21 protein-coding genes are annotated in these 16,881 nt (G+C 67.4%); 13 read left to right on the top strand and 8 right to left on the bottom strand.

Translation table 11 applies throughout. The features are described from left to right. Positions 1-10: 10 nt before the first annotated feature. The 5 genes from ACFPJ1_RS01095 to ACFPJ1_RS01075 all read left to right on the top strand — a co-directional run bounded on the left by ACFPJ1_RS01095 (position 11) and on the right by ACFPJ1_RS01075 (position 2,568). On the top strand, positions 11-208 hold the full coding sequence (locus ACFPJ1_RS01095) for a hypothetical protein (protein ID WP_380100822.1): 198 nt from the start codon (positions 11-13) through the stop codon (positions 206-208). Positions 209-396: 188 nt separating this feature from the next. Then, positions 397-750, top strand: coding sequence for a TadE family protein (locus ACFPJ1_RS01090; RefSeq protein WP_380100820.1), 354 nt, complete (start codon positions 397-399; stop codon positions 748-750). Continuing rightward, positions 747-1,235 carry a hypothetical protein gene (locus ACFPJ1_RS01085; RefSeq protein ID WP_380100819.1) on the top strand — a complete coding sequence of 163 codons (489 nt, stop codon included), beginning with the start codon at positions 747-749 and terminating at the stop codon, positions 1,233-1,235. Before ACFPJ1_RS01090 ends, ACFPJ1_RS01085 begins: the two co-directional genes overlap by 4 nt. Positions 1,236-1,312: 77 nt before the next feature. Beyond that, positions 1,313-1,711 (top strand): pilus assembly protein TadG-related protein, encoded by a 399-nt coding sequence (locus tag ACFPJ1_RS01080; RefSeq protein ID WP_380100817.1) that lies wholly within the window; start codon positions 1,313-1,315, stop codon positions 1,709-1,711. Between the two features lie 62 nt (positions 1,712-1,773). Then, positions 1,774-2,568: an SDR family NAD(P)-dependent oxidoreductase gene (locus ACFPJ1_RS01075; RefSeq protein ID WP_380100815.1), complete on the top strand. Its 795-nt coding sequence runs from the start codon at positions 1,774-1,776 to the stop codon at positions 2,566-2,568. Here ACFPJ1_RS01075 and ACFPJ1_RS01070 read toward each other — a convergent pair. Then, the gene (locus ACFPJ1_RS01070; RefSeq protein ID WP_380100813.1) at positions 2,565-3,413 is read right to left on the bottom strand and encodes an NAD(P)H-binding protein; all 849 of its coding nucleotides are present in this window, start codon (positions 3,411-3,413) and stop codon (positions 2,565-2,567) included. The genes ACFPJ1_RS01075 and ACFPJ1_RS01070 overlap by 4 nt on opposite strands. A 69-nt stretch (positions 3,414-3,482) precedes the next feature. Between ACFPJ1_RS01070 and ACFPJ1_RS01065 the strand changes: the two genes are divergently transcribed. From ACFPJ1_RS01065 to ACFPJ1_RS01055, 3 genes are all read left to right on the top strand, one after another. Further along, positions 3,483-4,118, top strand: coding sequence for a TetR/AcrR family transcriptional regulator (locus tag ACFPJ1_RS01065; RefSeq protein ID WP_380100811.1), 636 nt, complete (start codon positions 3,483-3,485; stop codon positions 4,116-4,118). Positions 4,119-4,193: 75 nt separating this feature from the next. Beyond that, positions 4,194-5,315, top strand: a complete 1,122-nt coding sequence (gene prfB, locus ACFPJ1_RS01060) for a peptide chain release factor 2 (RefSeq protein WP_380100809.1) — start codon at positions 4,194-4,196, stop codon at positions 5,313-5,315. Positions 5,316-5,343: 28 nt separating this feature from the next. Beyond that, positions 5,344-6,126 (top strand): pentapeptide repeat-containing protein, encoded by a 783-nt coding sequence (locus ACFPJ1_RS01055; RefSeq protein WP_380100808.1) that lies wholly within the window; start codon positions 5,344-5,346, stop codon positions 6,124-6,126. 16 nt (positions 6,127-6,142) lie between these two features. On the opposite strand, the gene ACFPJ1_RS01050 is transcribed toward ACFPJ1_RS01055, so the two are convergent. Further along, positions 6,143-7,570 (bottom strand): MFS transporter, encoded by a 1,428-nt coding sequence (locus tag ACFPJ1_RS01050; RefSeq protein ID WP_380100806.1) that lies wholly within the window; start codon positions 7,568-7,570, stop codon positions 6,143-6,145. Positions 7,571-7,701: 131 nt separating this feature from the next. Here ACFPJ1_RS01050 and ACFPJ1_RS01045 point away from each other — a divergent pair, with 131 nt between their 5' ends. Then, positions 7,702-8,538 carry a helix-turn-helix transcriptional regulator gene (locus ACFPJ1_RS01045; protein ID WP_380100942.1) on the top strand — a complete coding sequence of 279 codons (837 nt, stop codon included), beginning with the start codon at positions 7,702-7,704 and terminating at the stop codon, positions 8,536-8,538. Positions 8,539-8,592: 54 nt separating this feature from the next. On the opposite strand, the gene ACFPJ1_RS01040 is transcribed toward ACFPJ1_RS01045, so the two are convergent. Together ACFPJ1_RS01040 and ACFPJ1_RS01035 are read right to left on the bottom strand one after the other, a co-directional pair. After that, positions 8,593-9,813 (bottom strand): cellulase family glycosylhydrolase, encoded by a 1,221-nt coding sequence (locus ACFPJ1_RS01040; RefSeq protein WP_380100804.1) that lies wholly within the window; start codon positions 9,811-9,813, stop codon positions 8,593-8,595. Between the two features lie 163 nt (positions 9,814-9,976). Further along, on the bottom strand, positions 9,977-10,885 hold the full coding sequence (locus tag ACFPJ1_RS01035; RefSeq protein ID WP_380100802.1) for a LysR family transcriptional regulator: 909 nt from the start codon (positions 10,883-10,885) through the stop codon (positions 9,977-9,979). Between the two features lie 73 nt (positions 10,886-10,958). On the opposite strand from ACFPJ1_RS01035, the gene ACFPJ1_RS01030 reads away from it, so the two are divergent. Further along, positions 10,959-11,861: an EamA family transporter gene (locus ACFPJ1_RS01030; protein ID WP_380100800.1), complete on the top strand. Its 903-nt coding sequence runs from the start codon at positions 10,959-10,961 to the stop codon at positions 11,859-11,861. On the opposite strand, the gene ACFPJ1_RS01025 is transcribed toward ACFPJ1_RS01030, so the two are convergent. Together ACFPJ1_RS01025 and ACFPJ1_RS01020 are read right to left on the bottom strand one after the other, a co-directional pair. Continuing rightward, the gene (locus ACFPJ1_RS01025) at positions 11,845-12,399 is read right to left on the bottom strand and encodes an NADAR family protein (protein ID WP_380100799.1); all 555 of its coding nucleotides are present in this window, start codon (positions 12,397-12,399) and stop codon (positions 11,845-11,847) included. The two genes, ACFPJ1_RS01030 and ACFPJ1_RS01025, sit on opposite strands and share 17 nt — an antisense overlap. Further along, positions 12,396-13,133, bottom strand: coding sequence for a TIGR03943 family putative permease subunit (locus ACFPJ1_RS01020; protein WP_380100797.1), 738 nt, complete (start codon positions 13,131-13,133; stop codon positions 12,396-12,398). The genes ACFPJ1_RS01025 and ACFPJ1_RS01020 overlap by 4 nt, the downstream gene beginning before the upstream one ends. A 164-nt stretch (positions 13,134-13,297) precedes the next feature. Here ACFPJ1_RS01020 and ACFPJ1_RS01015 point away from each other — a divergent pair, with 164 nt between their 5' ends. After that, positions 13,298-14,470 carry a serpin family protein gene (locus ACFPJ1_RS01015; RefSeq protein WP_380100796.1) on the top strand — a complete coding sequence of 391 codons (1,173 nt, stop codon included), beginning with the start codon at positions 13,298-13,300 and terminating at the stop codon, positions 14,468-14,470. A 35-nt stretch (positions 14,471-14,505) separates the two neighbouring features. Here ACFPJ1_RS01015 and ACFPJ1_RS01010 read toward each other — a convergent pair whose 3' ends face one another. Together ACFPJ1_RS01010 and ACFPJ1_RS01005 are read right to left on the bottom strand one after the other, a co-directional pair. After that, positions 14,506-15,045 carry a TetR/AcrR family transcriptional regulator gene (locus ACFPJ1_RS01010; RefSeq protein WP_380100795.1) on the bottom strand — a complete coding sequence of 180 codons (540 nt, stop codon included), beginning with the start codon at positions 15,043-15,045 and terminating at the stop codon, positions 14,506-14,508. Next, positions 15,042-15,506 (bottom strand): SRPBCC family protein, encoded by a 465-nt coding sequence (locus tag ACFPJ1_RS01005; RefSeq protein ID WP_380100794.1) that lies wholly within the window; start codon positions 15,504-15,506, stop codon positions 15,042-15,044. Before ACFPJ1_RS01005 ends, ACFPJ1_RS01010 begins: the two co-directional genes overlap by 4 nt. 162 nt (positions 15,507-15,668) lie before the next feature. Between ACFPJ1_RS01005 and ACFPJ1_RS01000 the strand changes: the two genes are divergently transcribed. Then, positions 15,669-15,854: a hypothetical protein gene (locus tag ACFPJ1_RS01000; RefSeq protein WP_380100793.1), complete on the top strand. Its 186-nt coding sequence runs from the start codon at positions 15,669-15,671 to the stop codon at positions 15,852-15,854. Positions 15,855-16,034: 180 nt separating this feature from the next. Then, positions 16,035-16,877 (top strand): nitrilase-related carbon-nitrogen hydrolase, encoded by an 843-nt coding sequence (locus ACFPJ1_RS00995; RefSeq protein WP_380100791.1) that lies wholly within the window; start codon positions 16,035-16,037, stop codon positions 16,875-16,877. Positions 16,878-16,881: the final 4 nt, after the last annotated feature.

Below are 16,881 nucleotides of genomic sequence, written 5' to 3'. Positions count from 1 at the left end.
AGGAGATGCCATGTCACTGTTGCTGACCAGACTGTTCCTGACTCTGGTGATGAAGCCGCGGCCGAGTCGCCAGGAACGCGGCGACGTCCCCGGCTGGGTCCTGATCACCGTGATGACCGCCGGCCTGGTCGTCGCCATCTGGGGTGTAGCCGGCAAACAACTACAAGACATGCTCGAAAAAGCCCTGGAGTCCGTAACCAACAAGTGACCCCAGCCCCGGCCCGTGCGCTTAGCCGGCCCGTCCGCGTCCCAGCGGATAGTCGGCCCACCAGCGTCCCCACCGGCATCCAACTTCTGTACGCACTGGGCAGCACTCTGCTCCTGCGCTCTCTCCGAGTCAGCCGGTCCATCCGTCGTTCCGGCTCACTCCGCCTGCGGGGGGAGCGGGGGTCGGCGGTGGTGGAGTTTGTGATGGTGGCGATGTTGGTGGTGCCGCTGTTTCTTGGCGTGTTGCAGGTGGGGTTGTTCTTGTATGTGCGGAACACGATCACGGCGGCTGCGTCGGAGGGGGCGCACTACGCGGCGGTGCTGAATCGTGAGCCGGCGGACGGGGAGGCGCGGACGCGGGAGCTTGTCAGCGGCGTGGTTCGCAACGAGTTGATCGAGTCGGTCGAGGGGCAGGCGACGGATGTCGATGGGCAGCCGGGCGTGCTGATCGTCGTGAAGGCGCACATGCCGCCGCTCGGGCTGTGGGGGCCGGGCATGGAGTTCACCGTCGAGGGTCACGCGGTCAAGGAGACGGGCGAATGAGCCGCCGACTTCCGGACCTGGTGGTGCGGTGGATGTCGCCATACCGGCGTGAGGAGAGGGGGAACGCGGTGGTGGAGTTCTCCTGGTTGGCGTTGTTGCTGTTGGTGCCGCTCGTGTACGTGATGCTAGGGGTGTTCGACGTGCAGCGGACCTCGTACGGGGCGACGGCGGCGACGCGGGCGGCTGGGCGGGCGTTCATCATCGTGCCGGCTGGGCTCTCGGAGGATGATGCGCGGGCTCGTGCGTTCGAGGCGGCGCGGCTGGCGATGAAGGACCAAGGGGTGGAGTTGAGCCCTGGGCAGTTGAGGATCAGCTGCAACCCGGCGTGTCTGGAGCCTGGTTCCACCGTCACGGTTGAGCTGGACGCCGAGGTGCCGTTGCCGTTCATCCCGGACGCGCTGGGTGGAGAGCGTCCGGCCGTCCACGTCAGCGCCTCGCACACCGAGCCCTACGGCGACTACCGAGAAGCCAAGGGCAACGGATGACGACCGGTACGGCGTTCAAAGGGCGGCTGACGGCGCGCAGGCCAGGGCGACCCGGTCTGCGGGATGAGCGTGGGCAGATGACTGTGCTGATCATCGGATTCACCGCGGTGATCCTGATGATGATCGTGGTGGTGACCGACATCTCGAAGGTGTTTCTGGTGCGGCGGGATCTGGATGCGACTGCTGATGGGGCGGTGCTTTCCGCGGCCAACGGGTTGGCGGCTGTCTATGCGCAGGCCGGTGCGAGTGGGAATGCGGAGATCGATCCGGAGGAAGCCCGCAGGCTCACCGCGGAGTACCTGGATTCCGTTGGCGCAGGCAACCGTTTCGACGGGCTGGACTGGTCTGCCGAGGTCACCGGGACCACCGTCACCGTTCAGCTGAGCTCCTCGGTCGACCTCCCGTTCGAACCGCCCGGCTGGCAAGGTTCGGCGGAGATCGCGTCGGACGCGGCGGCCGTCGTACCAATTCGCTGACGGTCGCGTGGCCGGGGCGGGTGTGCCCTCAGGCTGTGCAGGTAGTCGGGCACGATGGGGTGATGGATATCGAGCTGGCGGGTCGGAAGGCGTTGGTATCGGGGTCTAGTCAGGGGATCGGGCAGGCGATCGCGACCGAGCTCGCGCGGTCCGGAGCCTCCGTTGTCGTGAACGGGCGGAGCCAGGACAAGACCGAGCGGGCGGCCGAGGAGATCCGGAAGGACGTGCCCGGAGCCGAGGTGATCCCGATCGCCGCCGACCTGGCGTCGGCCGAGGGTGCCGACCAGCTCAAGGAGCAGATCGGCGAGCTGGACATCCTGGTGAACAACCTCGGCATCTTCGGCGCGAAGCCGGTGCTGGAGATCGATGACGACGAGTGGCGCCGGTACTTCGAGGTGAACGTCCTGTCGGCGGTCCGGCTGATCAGGATGTACCTGCCGGGGATGATGGAGCGCGGGTTCGGGCGGGTGATGAACATCGCGAGCGACTCGGCCGTGGTGACCCCGCTCGAGATGGTGCACTACGGGATGACGAAGACCGCGTTGCTGGCGGTGACGCGGGGCTATGCGAAGGCCGCGGCGGGGACCGGGGTGACCGTCAACTCGGTGATGGCCGGGCCGACGCACACGCCGGGCGTCGAGGACTTCGTCCACGAACTGGTCGGTGACGAGCTCCCCTGGGACGAGGCGCAGGCGCAGTTCATGAAGGAGCACCGGCCGTACTCGTTGATCCAGCGGCTGATCGAGCCGGCCGAGATCGGCAACATGGTGGTCTATCTCAGCTCGGAGCAGGCCTCCGCGACCACCGGCGGCGCAGTCCGGGTCGACGGCGGCTACATCGACTCGATCCTTCCCTAGAAGACGGTGGGGTTGTCCTTCAGCCACTGCGCGAAGGTACGGCCGGCGTGGCCGGTCAGCAGTTCGACGGTGTGCTCGATCGGGTGCGGTGTGCCGACGCGGGATGCCCAGTACGACATCAGGGACTCGAGCTGCGCGGGATTGCGCATGCTCGCCGCCATCTCCTCACGAGCCTGGGCCGGGGTCAGCTCGACCTGTTCGATCGGTACGCCGGTGAGCTCGGTGATCAGGTCGATCTGACGGCGTCGGGTCATCGACTCGGGCCCGGTCATCGGATAGCCGCGGCCGTCGTGCTCGCCGCCCGGGCCGTTCAGGAGCACTCTGATCGCCACGTCCGCGATGTCCTGCTCGTGGATCGGCGCTTCCTCGGCCTCGAGGTACGGCAGCCGGATCTGGCCGGTGGCGCGGACCTGGTACGACCAGTAGATCGCGTTCGTCATGAAGGTGCCGGGCTGCAGTCGGGTGCTCGCGAACGCGCCGCCGAGGATCACCCGCTCGACCACTGAGTGCGGATCAACCGCTCTGCCGCCGAGTGCGGATCCGGATGCGGCGTTCTCGTTGCCGGCCTGGGATGACATCGACGACAGCAGGACCACCTGTTTCACCCCGGCCGCCTCGGCCGCTTCGACGAACAACGCCGCGGTCGACGGATCGGAGTACAGGAAGACCTGGGAGATGTCCTTCAAGGCAGTGGACCAGGACGAGACCGAGGCGGAGTCGAGGGTGACGGTGCCGGGGAGGTCGGGTTCGCGGCTGGCGACGCGGACCTCGCGACCGCTGGAGACGAGGCCGGCGTGGACTGCGCGGGCGATCTTGCCGCGACCACCGGTGATGAGGATTGTCATGGACTAGCTCCAAAGATGTAGTGACTACAAGAATGGAGGAAGTAAAGCATGGCGCTCTAGAGTGTGTCCATGCAGATCGAGGGGCGACGGGAGCGGAAGAAGAAGCAGACGCGGCAGGCCATCTCGGACGTGGCGACCGGTCTGTTCATCGAGCGCGGGTTCGACGCGGTCACGGTGGCCGAGGTCGCGAAGGCGGCCGATGTCGCGGTGCAGACCGTGTTCAACCACTTCCCGACCAAGGAAGACCTGTTCTTCGACGAGACCGGTTGGTGGACCGGCCCGGCCGAGGCGATCCGGCAGACCGCCCCCGGCGACGACGTCGTCGAGACGCTCAAGCAGCACTATCAGCAGCAGATCCGCGAGCGGTTGCAGTCGGGGCACTTGGCGACGTGGGCATCGTTTACCCGCACGATCGAAGAGAGTCCTGCGCTGCTCGCCCGGCGGCGGAAGAACGCCGAGGAGATGGAGGAGTTGATGGTCGCGACCCTGCTGGAGCGCGATGAGCAGCTTCGACCGCTGATGGCGCGGCTCATCGCCGCTCAGTACGCGGCCGCTCAGAAGGTGCTGGAGGCGGAGTTCGCCCGCTTCGTGCCCAACCACCCCTCAGGAGTCCAGGTGGCCCACGCAGACGGTGCGCTCGAAGAAGCCGTCAACACGGTCTTCGAAGTCCTGCACCACGGCCTGACCCCCAGCGCGCCGGCCTGAGGCGGCGAGTCCCTGGCGCAGGCCTGAGGTGCTGAATTCCCGGCGTTGGACGGTGAGCGGGTACGCTGCTTGGTTGTGGCTGGACCTGATTTCGACGCTGACCTGAAGCAACTCGACGCAACCCTGACCTCGATCGAGAAAGTGCTCGATCTGGAGGGCATGCGCCGAGAGATCGCCGACCTCGGCGAGCAGGTGGCCGCGCCCGACCTGTGGGACGACCAGGCGAACGCGCAGAAGGTGACGTCCAGGCTGTCCAGCCTGCAGGCCGACCTGGAGCGGGTCACGAAACTGCGCAGCCGGATCGACGACCTCGGCGTGCTGATGGAGATGGGCCGCGAGGAGAACGACGCGGACACGCTGGCCGAGGCGGAGAAGGAGATCCGCGCGCTGACCAAGCTGGTCCAGTCGCTCGAGGTTCGCACCCTGCTGTCCGGCGAGTACGACGAACGCGAGGCGCTGGTGACGATCCGGTCCGGCGCCGGTGGCGTCGACGCCGCGGACTTCGCCGAGATGCTGCAGCGGATGTACCTGCGCTGGGCGGAGCGGCACGGCTACGCCACCGAGGTGTACGACACGTCGTACGCGGAAGAGGCCGGGCTCAAGTCGACCACCTTCGGCGTCAAGGCGCCGTACGCCTACGGCACGCTGAGCGTCGAGTCGGGCACGCACCGGCTGGTCCGGATCTCGCCGTTCGACAACCAGGGCCGCCGGCAGACCTCGTTCGCCGCGGTCGAGGTGGTCCCGGTGCTCGAGCAGACCGACGAGATCGACGTCCCCGAGGAAGAGCTGCGGATCGACGTGTACCGGTCGTCCGGTCCGGGTGGTCAGAGCGTCAACACCACCGACTCGGCGGTCCGGATCACCCACATCCCGACCGGCACGGTGGTCTCCTGCCAGAACGAGAAGTCGCAGCTGCAGAACAAGGCCAGCGCGATGGTGATCCTGAAGGCGAAGCTGCTCGCGCTGAAGAAGGCCGAGGAGCGAGCCGAGATCGACGCGCTGCGGGGTGACGTGCAGGGCTCGTGGGGCGACCAGATGCGCTCCTACGTGCTGCACCCGTACCAGATGGTCAAGGACCTGCGCACGCTGTACGAGTCGGGCAACACCAGCGGTGTCTTCGACGGCGAGATCGATGAGTTCATCGAGGCCGGCATCCGCTGGCGCCGCACCGGCCAGACCGCCGCAGAGCAGAACTAGTACTGCGCTCGCGGCCGTCCAGGTAGTCGTGATCCGAGCAGAACTCCGCGCCGACTGCAGCAACTGCTACGGACTCTGCTGCGTCGCGCTGACCTTCTCGAAGTCCGCCGACTTCGCGATCGACAAGGACGCGGGCGAGCCGTGCCCGAACCTGCAGGAAAACTTCCGCTGCGGCATCCACAGCAAGCTTCGCCCAGCGGGCTTCCAGGGCTGCACGGTCTACGACTGCTTCGGCGCCGGGCAGAAGATCTCGAATCTCGCCGGCGCGAGTTGGCGCGAGCAACCCGGTCAGAAGATGTTCGAGGCGCTGCCGATCATGCGGCAGTTGCACGAGCTGCTCTGGTACCTGGCGGAGGCCCTCGAACGCCCGGAGACCAAGTCGATCCACCCCGACCTGCGAGCCGCGAGCGAACGGATCGAGAAGCTCACCCTCGAGCCTGATGTGACGACGGTCGACCTGCCGGTTGAGCGCGAGGCGATCAACGAACTCCTGCTGCGGACGAGCGCTCTGGTCCGCGGGAAGCAGAGCAAGAAGAAGGAGCGCCGCGGAGCTGACCTCTTCGGGGCCAGACTCCGCGGCGCGGACTTCAACTCCGCCAATCTTCGAGGCGCTTACCTCATCGCGGCCGATCTCCGGGACGCCGATCTCCGCAAGGCCGACCTGATCGGTGCCGACATGCGGGACACCAACTTGGAAGGCGCCGATCTCAGCAGTGCCTTGTTCCTCACGCAGTCCCAGGTCAACGCGGCTCGCGGCAATCAAGCCACCAAGCTGCCCACCGCGCTGAACCGGCCGCCGCACTGGACCTAGTGCCCGACGCAGGGCACTAGTGCGTCCTGAGCTGGTGAGTCACCGGCGTCATCAGCAACGAGATCGCCGTGATCGCCAGCGAGACCGCTGCCAGCGCGCCACCCTGTCCCCACGAGGTCCCGGCCAGCGACAGGTACGCCGTACCGACCGTGGCCGCGCCGAGTGCCAAGCAGGTCTGCTGGCTCGTGAGCAGGATTCCGCTGCCGAGTCCGGCCTGTGCCGGCGGGACCTGCCCGACGACGACACCCATCAGCGGGACCATCACCAGGCCGCTGCCGAACCCAGCGATGAGCATCGGCACCGCCAGGGACCACGGAGTCACGTCAGGCCACAGAGTCAGAGCCACCACAGCCAGTACGGCGTACCCGACCGACTGCACGATCCAGCCGCGCAGGATCAGGCCGGCGCCGTACCGCTGCTGCAGGCGGGGGCCGTAGATCGACGTGATCAGGAAGCCGACGGCCATCGGCAGCAGGCTCAGACCGCCTTCCAGCGGGGACATCCCGGCCTCGCCCTGCGTCGCGAGCGCGAAGACGAACATGAAGCCGCCGAAGGTGGTGAAGAAGCCGACGGCCAGCAAGAGGCCGATCCGCATCGGGCGCAACCGCAGTACCGACGGCGGGATCAGCGGAGCCGAGCCTGCCCGCTCGGACCGATGCTGGTGTACGCCGAGCAGCCCGACGGCTGGAATCGTCGCGGCCAGCGAGATCCAGGTCCACGTCGGCCAGCCGAGCGGACGGCCCTCGGTCAGCGGCAGCAGCAGGAGCACCAGCGCCAGCGCGAGCAAGCCCGCCCCGACCAAGTCGACCCGCTGGGCCTTCTCGGCGCGAGTCTCCGGCAACAGCCTCACAGCCGCAGCAAGGGCGACCAGTCCGACGGGAACGTTGACCAGGAACACCGCCCGCCAGCCGAGATCGAACACGTTGGCCTCGACGAGAACGCCGCCGAGGATCTGGCCGAGGGCAGCAGCCGCACCGCCGGCCACGCCGAACATCGCCATCGCCCGAGCGCGGTGTTCGCCGGTGAGCAGACTGCTGATCGACGCGAGCACCTGCGGAGTCATCGCCGCGGCGGCCGCGCCTTGCACGACCCGGGCAGCGAGCAGTACGCCGATCGTCGGGGCGATCGCGCAGATCAGCGACATCACGGTGAAGCCGAACAGGCCGAGCAGGAAGAGCCGCTTGCGGCCGAAGCCGTCGCCTAGGCGACCGCCGACCACCAGCAGCGTGGCGTTGGCGATGCCGTAACTGCCGACGACGAGTTGGAGTTCGCCCGAGGTGGCGTGCAGGTCGGACCCGATCGCGGGCAGTGCGACGTTGATGATGAAGAAGGAGAGCATCGGCAGGAAGGCGCCGAAGAGGAGAGTGGTGAGCGCCACCGGACCGAGTGGTGACGCCGTGCGCGGCTCGGTGGCCACGCGGGCGGTCTGGAGCTGGTCTGTCATGTCTCCCACTCTGCGCCGACTCCGAGCCGGGTGGTGAGAGCCTGCTTATCCTGGTATTGGCAGCACCTGGCACCAGCCTTTCGCTACCCAGCTCGACGTACCACCATGGAGATGTGAGCGTCGTGACCAGCATGCCAGCCGCCACCGACAACGCCGAGCGGCGACGGGAACTGGCGGCGTTCCTCCGCAGCCGGCGGGAGCGGATCCAGCCCGAAGAGGTCGGCTTCGCCCCAGGCGGCCGACGCCGTACTCCGGGCCTGCGGCGCGAGGAGGTCGCCCAGCTCGCCGGCGTCGGGGTGACTTGGTACACCTGGCTGGAGCAGGGCCGCGACATCAACGTGTCGGCCCAGGTGATCGAGGCGATCTCGCGCACGCTCCGCCTGGACCGGCTGGAGCGGAACCACCTCTACACGCTCGCGGGGATCGCCCTCGGTCCGGCGAAGAACGCCTGCGCGGCGTTGCCCGCCTCCATCCAGAAGATGCTCGACAAGTTCTCGCCCTATCCCGCGCAGGTGCTGAACGCGCGGTACGACGTACTGGCCTTCAATGACGCCTATACCAAGGTGATCATCGACATGGCGGCGGTGCCGTTGGAGGAGCGCAACCTGCTCTGGCTCACCTTCGTGTCCGACGAATGGCGGTGCGCGTTCACGGATGGCGATTCGATCAGGATGCACATGGTCGCGGGGTATCGCGCGGCGCTGGCCGACCACCTCGGTGAGCCGAGCTGGCAGGATCTCACCGATCGGCTGCTCGCGAGCTCCCCGTTGTTCGCCGAACTCTGGGAGCGGTACGACGTGGCCGCGCCGAGCGCCAAGATCAAGCTGCTGCAGAACGAGAAGGTCGGGCTGCTGCGGATGGAGCCGGCCAATCTGTGGCTGACTCAGCTCGGTCAGGTCCGCGCCACCGTCTACACCCCGGTCGACCAGGAGACCGAAGCCAAACTCCACACCTTGGTCTACGGCTAGCAGGTGAAGCCCGGGCCGGCGTAGGGGCGGAACGCCGGCCCGGGGGCTAAAGCCCTAGCTAGTAGGGAAGTCGTCAGCCGTACGCATCCGCTCGCGGACCCAGACGCCGGCCGGCTTCAGCACCGAAGTACCGGTGAACGAGTTCCCGGCGCAGGTGCCTTCCTTGAAGACGGCGCCGGAGCGGAAGTCGTCGGAGAAGTTCCAGTTGGTCCAGCCGATCTTCTTGCTGGCCAGGAAATCCAGGTACTTCTGCGAGTAGGTGAGGTCGTTGCCGCCGTCACCGGTGTAGGTCTGGGTGCCGAACTCGGTGACGAACAGCGGGAGCTTGTCGGCGGCCCGGGACAACGCGTTGAAGTACTCGGCCTGGTGCGAGGCCGCGTAGAAGTGGAATGTGTACATGAAGTTCGTCGCGTTGATCGGGTTGTTCACGATGTCGGTCTCGGTCCGGCCGTCGGAGATGCCGAGCGAGGCCCAGCCGTGCGTCCCGACGAACACCACGCCGTCGGGGTCCTTCGCGCGGATCACCGGGATCATCTGCTCGGCGTACGACTTGATGCCGGCCCAGTTGACGCCGTTCGGCTCGTTGGCGATGTCGTAGATGATGTTGTTCTTGTTCTTGTGCCGGTCGGCGATCTCGGTGAAAAAAGTCTTCGCCCGGGCCAGGTTGGCGTTCGGGTCACCAGGGTCGAGCTGGTGCCAGTCGACCAGCGCGTACATACCGCGCTTGGTGGCCTCCTCGATGTAGCCGTGCACGAGATCGGTGAACTTGCGCGGGTTCGTCTCGTAGCCGCCTTCCTGCACGTACATCGAGATACGCAGGATGTCGGCGTTCCAGTCGGTGGCGAGCGCGTCCAGGGAGGCCGGCTTGATGCAGTTGGCGTACCACTGGATGCCGTGCGTGCTCATGCCCCGGAGCTGGATCGGCTTGTTGTACTGGTTGCAGAGCTTGGTCCCGCAGACGTGCAGCTGACCGTTGATCGCGACCGGCGTGGCGGCGACGCTGATCGTGTCGATGGTGAGCGAGTCCGCGTTCGGGCCGGCCGTCGGCGCGGTCACGGTGTACTCCACCGAACTGCCGGTGACGTTGTCGAAGTTGACGAAGCCGGTGCCGGTGAAGCCTGCGTGGTTCGACTCGACTACGCCCTGGGAGATGGCGGCCGACTCGGACTCGTAGCGGACGGGTGCCGCGGTACTGGTTGCGGCGCTGGTCGTAACAAGGGTCGTCGCGGCCAGCAGTGCGCTGGACGCCAGCGCACACCATCGGGAGCGGGTCATCGCGGGATGCCTCCTACTGCGTCGGGGCGGGGACGGAGCGGGGGAACACTTATGAATAGGAAGGTTTCCTAATAGATTTCCCGGAACTTAACGCCGATGCGGACCGCTGTCAATCGGTCGCGAAGTGTGATCAAATCTTCAGCTCGGCCTTCGACCGCACGGACTAAGCGGTGTCGCGGTCCTGCCAGCCTGCCTTGAGGGCGGCGAGTGTGACTGCGATGGCGGGGCGGCGGGCGGTGGCTGTGCGCCAGACCGCGTACAGCCGCCGGCTCGGGGCCGGCTGCAGCGGTACTGCGACCACTCCCTCGGGCAAGGATCCGCGGCCGAGGCGGGGGAGCAGGCCAATACCGATGCCGCGGGCAAGCATCGCCAGTTGCGTCTGGTACTCCGCGACCGAGTAGGCGACGTCCGGTTCCACGCCGGCCTTGCGCATCGTACGGATCAACCAGTCGTGGCAGATCGTGCCGGCGGGCTGGCAGATCCAGCGCTCGCCCACGAGGTCATCGGCGCGCACGAACTCCTTGCCTGCCAAGCGATGCGACGCCGGCACGAGGATGTCGGCGGGGTCGGAGCCGAGCTTCACCCTGGACACTTCGTCGGGCAGGGCGAGGGGAGTGTTGTGCCAGTCGTGCACGACCGCGATGTGGATCTCACCCCTCGCCACCGCGGCCACCGCCTCGAACGGATCGGTCTCGCTCACCCGCACGTCGAGCGCGGGGTTGTCGTCGATCAGCCTCGGCAGTACGGCGGGCAGCAGGCCGCGGGCGGCCGTCGGGAAGGCGGCGATCAGGAGCGACCCGATCGCTTGGCCGTGCTGCTCTTCCAGGGTCAGTTCGGCAGCTTCGACGAGTTGCAGGACCTGGGCGGCCGTGGTCGCGAGTTGCTGGGCCGCGTCGGTCAGGACGATCCCCCGACCGCGTTTCTCGACAAGGACGGTCCGGGTCTCGCGCTCCAGCTTGGCCAGCTGCTGCGAGATCGCCGATGGGGTGTAGCCGAGCGCGTCGGCCGCGCTGCCGACCGAGCCGTGCGTCGCGACGGCGTGCAGTGCCCGGAGCCTGCCCAGATCGATCATGTAGCACCCCTACAGTGTCAGCCATAGCAATCTTCGCTGGCCCTTAACTGTAGACCAGCCCAGACTGGAGTCCATGAACCCGCGTCACATGCTCCTCGCGCTAGCCGTCGTGGTCGTCTGGGGTGTCAACTTCGTCGTCATCGAGGTCGGCCTGGAAGGCTTCCCGCCGCTGCTGTTCTCGGCCCTGCGGTTCTTCTTCGCGGCGGTGCCGGCGATCTTCCTGCTCGGCAGACCGCGGGTGGCCTGGCGCTACGTGATCGCGGTCGGCCTGGCGCTCGGTGTGGCGAAGTTCGGCCTGCTCTTCATCGCGATGGATCGTGGGGTGCCGGCCGGATTGGCGTCGCTGGTGCTGCAGTGCCAGGTGATCTTCACGTTGCTGTTCGCAGTACTGGTACTGCGGGAGCGGCCGCGCCGAACGCAGCTGACCGGGATCGCGATCGCCTGCGCGGGAATGGTGCTGATCATGCTCGACCATGGGCTGGCGGCGCCCCTCGGAGCGCTCCTGCTGGTGATCGCCGCAGGCGCGTGCTGGGGAGCGTCGAACATCGTCACCCGGCACGCCAAGCCGCAGGACACGTTGCGGTTCATGGTCTGGGTCAGCGCGGTCGCAGTACTGCCCCTGTTGCTGCTCTCCCTGCTGACCGAGGGCGCCGGCCGCGATTTGGATGCCTTGCGCAACATCAGCCTCACCGGAGTAGGCGCCATCGGCTATCTCTCGTTCATGGCCACCCTGTTCGGCTTCGGCGTCTGGGGCTTCCTGCTCCGCCAGTACGACGCGAGCACCGTCGCGCCGTTCTCCCTGCTCGTCCCGGTGGTCGGGATGGCAGCGGCCTGGCTGCTCCGCGGCGAGGCGGTCGGCCTGCAGCAGGGGATCGCGGCCGCCCTCATCATCGGCGGCATGGCGTGCACCGTGCTCCGCCAGCGGGCCCGGCCTGCCGCGAAATCGCCCGAGCAAGCGCTCACCGGAGCAGTCTGAGCCGGGCCTGCATCAGGGCGAAGCCGAGCAGGTTGAGGCCACGCCACTGGGCTGGGTGCTGGGCGCGTTCGTCCTGCGCGCCCAAACCGATGCCCCAGATCCGGTCGATCGGGCTTGCCTCGACCAGGACGCGATCGCCGGTGCCGAGGAGGTAGTCGAGCAGCGGCCGGTTCTGGCCGAACTTGTGAACGTTGCCCTCGACAACCAGATCGAAGCAGTGCCGATGCCAGGTCTCGGTGTCGAAACCCTGGACGGTCCGGCCGATCGCCTTAGCCTGCCCGGGGTGCCCGGCGGCGATCGCCTTCTCCTCGGATTCGCGATCGCCGAACAGCCGCGCCTTGCCGGCCATCATCCAGTGTTCGGCGGTCGAGTAGCGAACCCCGCCGACGGTGAACGGCGCGTGGTACCACTGGCTGAGGCCACTCGCGTCGACGGAGCCGTCACGCCTCGGCGTGTCACTCCAGAAGAAGACGTACTTGTAGCGCAGGCCCGACGCCAGACCCTCGAGTAGGTCGGCGGTGCTGAGCGGCGCGGTCACTCGTACTGGTTGGCCGGCGGTGTCACGTTCCGCACCCCGGTGATGTTGAGAGCGGCGACGTCCCCGTCGGCGCGCTTCGTCGGCTCGGCCCACCCGCCGGTGACGGTGACCCACTGGTTCTTCGGCGGCGCGACCTGGCCGCGGACCTCCACCATGAACGCGGTGCCGTCGGCGACGCAGCAGGTCAGCCCGATCCGGGAGACGTACCAGGTGCCGTTCTTGCCCGGAGTCACGAACCCCGTCAACTGGAAGTTCCGGCCCTTCATGCTCTCCTTCTCCCAAACGGCCCAGACGGCGTAGTCGCGCACGGCCAACGGTACTGGGGTGTCGCCCTGGGCGCTCTCGGCCAGCCAGGAGTGGCCTTTGGGTGCGATCGGTTTCGCGGCGACCGGGGACTGCCGCTGCGCCGCGTTCGCGAAGAAACTGGCGGGGACGAGGGCGGTGAGCGCGGCGGACAGCAGGACGCCAAGCACCAGAAACGGCATCGCCTGGACGGTGACGCCAACGAACATCGTCGCCCAGGTCCGCACCCCGTCATCGGTGAACAGCCCGGCGAAGATCCTCCGCCCGAACAACGCCAGCCCGACCAGGACCACCAACGTCGCCGTGAACCCGATCGACGACCCCATCGAATCCCCTGCCGGCGGGGCGGGTGAGCGGGTGCCGAGAGTTCCCGGGGTGGTGGGGGAATCTGGGGGTTTGGTGGCCTCGGCGGAGTCGGCGGGCGTGCTCATGGGCGGCATCCTGACACAGCGGAACGCGCCCGCACGAGCACGGACAGCAGCGGTGAAATGAAAATCAGCAGCATTCCGCTGAATAGTCGCGATCGCCCCTGACAGGCCCCTGCAGACTCCCGTTCGACGGGTCCGATGACCATTCACATGGCACTGTGGTCCGTATGGATGCCGACGTCGTGCAAGCCGTCAACAGCCTCACCTCCCGCTGGGCGAAGCAATTGCCGCCCGGCAACACCGTCGTGTCCGGGCTGGGCCTCTGGCCTCTGCTCGCGCTCCTCGCGACAGCCGCCGACGAACCCGGACGCTCCGAGCTCGCCGAGGCGGCAGGTGTCGCTGCCGACAGGGCTGCGGCCGACGCGGTCGAGCTGATCCGGACCGTCGACGAGTCCGCCGATCTGCACGCCGCACTCGGCGTCTGGGTCCACGAGCAGCTGAAGCTGAGCGAGTCGTTCGACACCGTCATCCCGACCGAGCTGACCGGCACGCTCACCGGCGACTCGTCCGCCGACAAGGCGAAACTCGACGCCTGGGCCGCCCGCCACACGGACAACCTGATCCGCGAGATGCCACTTGAGGTGACGCCGGACCTGTCCGTAGTACTGGCGTCTGCTCTCTCCCTGCGCACCACCTGGACGCGCCCGTTCAAGGAACAGATCAAGCGCCAGTACGACGGGCCGTGGGCGGGTGGCTCGTGGCATTGGCTCGAACGGAGCGATCGGGAACTCGACTCGGTTCGGTTGTACGAGGGCGGGCTCACGGTGATCACCGTGCAGGGTGACGCCGATGTGGACGTACTGCTCGGAATCGGCTCGCCGGGCGCGACGCAGCCCGAAGTACTGGCTGGGCTTCTTGCTGCATCGGTGGAACCGTCGGGCGGGCAGTCGGGTGGGGCGCTGGTGCAGCAGGGCCAGCCGGGGCAGGAAATCGCGCCCGGGATCACGATCGGGTTGAGCATGTCGCCCGTACCGGAGGTGAAGCTGTCGCTGCCGTCGTTCAAGGTTGAGATGGAACACGATCTGCTGGCGCAGCGGGAACTCTTCGGGCTGAGCACGGTGACTTCACCGCCTGACGGGCCGGGTCATTTCAGCGCGATCAGCCCGGAATCGTTGGTGGTCGGACAGGCCAAGCAGACGGTGCTCGCACGGTTCTTCGCCACCGGTTTCGAGGCGGCCGCGGTGACGGCGATGGGGCTGATGCGCGCGTCGATGCCGACGAAGCAGGAGCGCCGGCTGGACGTCTCCCTCGACCGCCCGTTCGGTTTCGTCGCGGTGCACCGCCACTCCCGCCTGCCAGTCGTCGCCGGCTGGATCGCCGAGCCGACCGAACCTGAGTGATCTTTGCGGCAATGTTCTTTAGGACGTCGTGATCCTTACGGCGTAAAGAGTTTGTTGAGCAGGTCTGAGGCCGCGTCGACGCCGGCGCGGTCGCCGGTCAGCAGCAGGTCGAACAACAGGCCGCGCGACGCTGCCAGCCCGAGCCGCGCGTACGCCGGTGCCTCGTCCGGCGGGAGTCCGGCGCGAATGCACAGGTCGATCAGCGGAGGTAGCCAGACGTTGATCAGGTCTGCCTTCAGTGCCTCGGTGTGCGGCAGGTCCTGCATCGCGTGCGCGGACAGTTCGAAGAACAGCGGGCCGTAGATCAGCGCTGCCTCCGTGACGAGTCGCCAGAACTGCTCGGCCTGCTCCGCCAGCGGGAGATCCTTCTCGCTGAGCATGGCCAGCAGGTCGCGCTGTTGCGCCTCGACCGTGCGAACCACCTCGGCAAGCAGCCCCTCGCGCGAGCCGAAGTGGTAGATCAGCATCCGGTGGCTGGTGCCGATCGAGGCCGCGATACTGCGCAGGCTCGCGTCACCGATCCCGTTCTTCGCGAAGTGCTCGACCGCGCCGTCGAGGAGACTCTCGCGACTCACGCCGGCTCGGCGCGGTGGCCCGGCTCCGGATCGGTCCCGGACGACGTCTGTTCGCTGATCTTCTTCAGGCTCTCGCCCTCGATCGCGATGTAGCGACGGGTGAGGCCGGCGTAGAGCTTGCCGAACACCCAGCCGATCGGTCCTTCCTGGATGATCGTCGAGGTGGCGACCGTGCCCTCGGGCGTCACGGTGACGCGATGGCCGCCGATCGTCCTGATGCCGGGGGCGCGCGAGACCCATTCGAAGTACTCGCCCTCGACGACCTCGGTCACCTCCCAGATCGCGACCGGGAGCTTCGGCTGACGGATCCGGGTCTTGGCGCCGACGTGGATCCTGCCCTCGTCGAGCCGTTCGACCGAGTCGATCGTCGAGGTCCATTCGGGCCACTTGGCGACATCGCTGAAGATCGCCCACACGCGTTCGGGTGGGGCCTGGACTGTGACTGAGTGATCGAAGCGCATGTACCAAATGGTACATCGATCTGGTCAGGCCGCAACGGGTTACCTGAGCGTGCGCAGGCGGAGTACGGAGGGTGAACACTGAGCGCGGCGGAAGCGTAAGAGTCCGGTCAGTTCGGGCCGCGGTGAGTGTCGGCGATCCCGTACCCCGGTAGGGTCTCCGCCATGGCTGAGCACAATGTCACGGACAACGAGCAGGACCCGGGAGCGAGCACCCAGATGTTCCGCGCCTTCGTCAACGAGGGCCAGGTGTCCCCCACCGAGGAGCCGAAGGTCAACGGCCGCATGCTGGCCGTCGTCGGCGCGGTCGTGGTCCTCATCGCCGTAGTCGCCGCAATCCTCGTCTTCTGAACCCTCCCTTCGCCGGTCGTCCTACCGACCGACGAACTAGCCGCCGTGCGGGCCTCCACCAACCCGCCCGGCCACTCCGTCAACCCCCTCACCACCGCCGACGGCTCCCTGGTGCCAACCCATCGTTGACGGGGCTGGGGTGGCGGATGAAGGATGGGGGCTCGGCTAGGGAGGTTGGCTATGGCGGAGGTTGTCAGGGCGGCGCTGGTGCAGACCAACTGGACGGGTGACCAGGAGTCCATGGTCAAGGCGCACGAGGAGTACGCACGGCAGGCGGCTGCGGCGGGGGCGAAGGTCATCTGCTTCCAGGAGTTGTTCTACGGGCCGTACTTCTGCCAGCTGCAGGATCCCAAGTTCTACGAGTACGCCGAGTCCGTGCCGGGGCCGACCGTCGAGCGGTTCCAGGCGCTGGCCGCCGAGCTCGGCCTGGTGATGGTGCTACCGGTGTACGAGCAGGAGCAGCCGGGCGTGCTCTACAACACCGCGGCCGTGATCGATGCTGACGGCAAGTACCTCGGCAAGTACCGGAAGAACCACATCCCGCAGGTGAACGGGTTCTGGGAGAAGTTCTACTTCCGCCCGGGCAACCTGGGCTACCCGGTGTTCGACACCGCGGTCGGGCGGATCGGCGTCTACATCTGCTACGACCGGCACTTCCCCGAGGGCTGGCGTGCGCTCGGACTCGCCGGCGCCAAGATCGTCTTCAACCCGTCGGCGACCAGCCGCGGCCTCTCGTCGTACCTGTGGAAGCTCGAGCAGCCCGCCTCCGCGGTGGCCAACGAGTACTTCATCGGCGCGATCAACCGGGTCGGGATCGAGTCGGACTTCGGCGAGAACGACTTCTACGGTTCGTCGTACTTCGTCGACCCGGAGGGGAAGTTCGTCGGGGAGGTCGGGCACGACCACGACCCCGAGCTGATCGTCCGGGACCTCGATCTGAGTCTGCTCGACACCGTCCGGGACCGCTGGCAGTTCTACCGTGACCGCCGGCCGGACGCATACGGGGACCTGACCAAGCCGTAGCAGC

The sequence above is a fragment of the Kribbella qitaiheensis genome (genome assembly GCF_042657745.1).
Classification (GTDB): domain Bacteria; phylum Actinomycetota; class Actinomycetes; order Propionibacteriales; family Kribbellaceae; genus Kribbella; species Kribbella qitaiheensis.
This window is presented reverse-complemented; position numbering and strand designations above follow the sequence as displayed.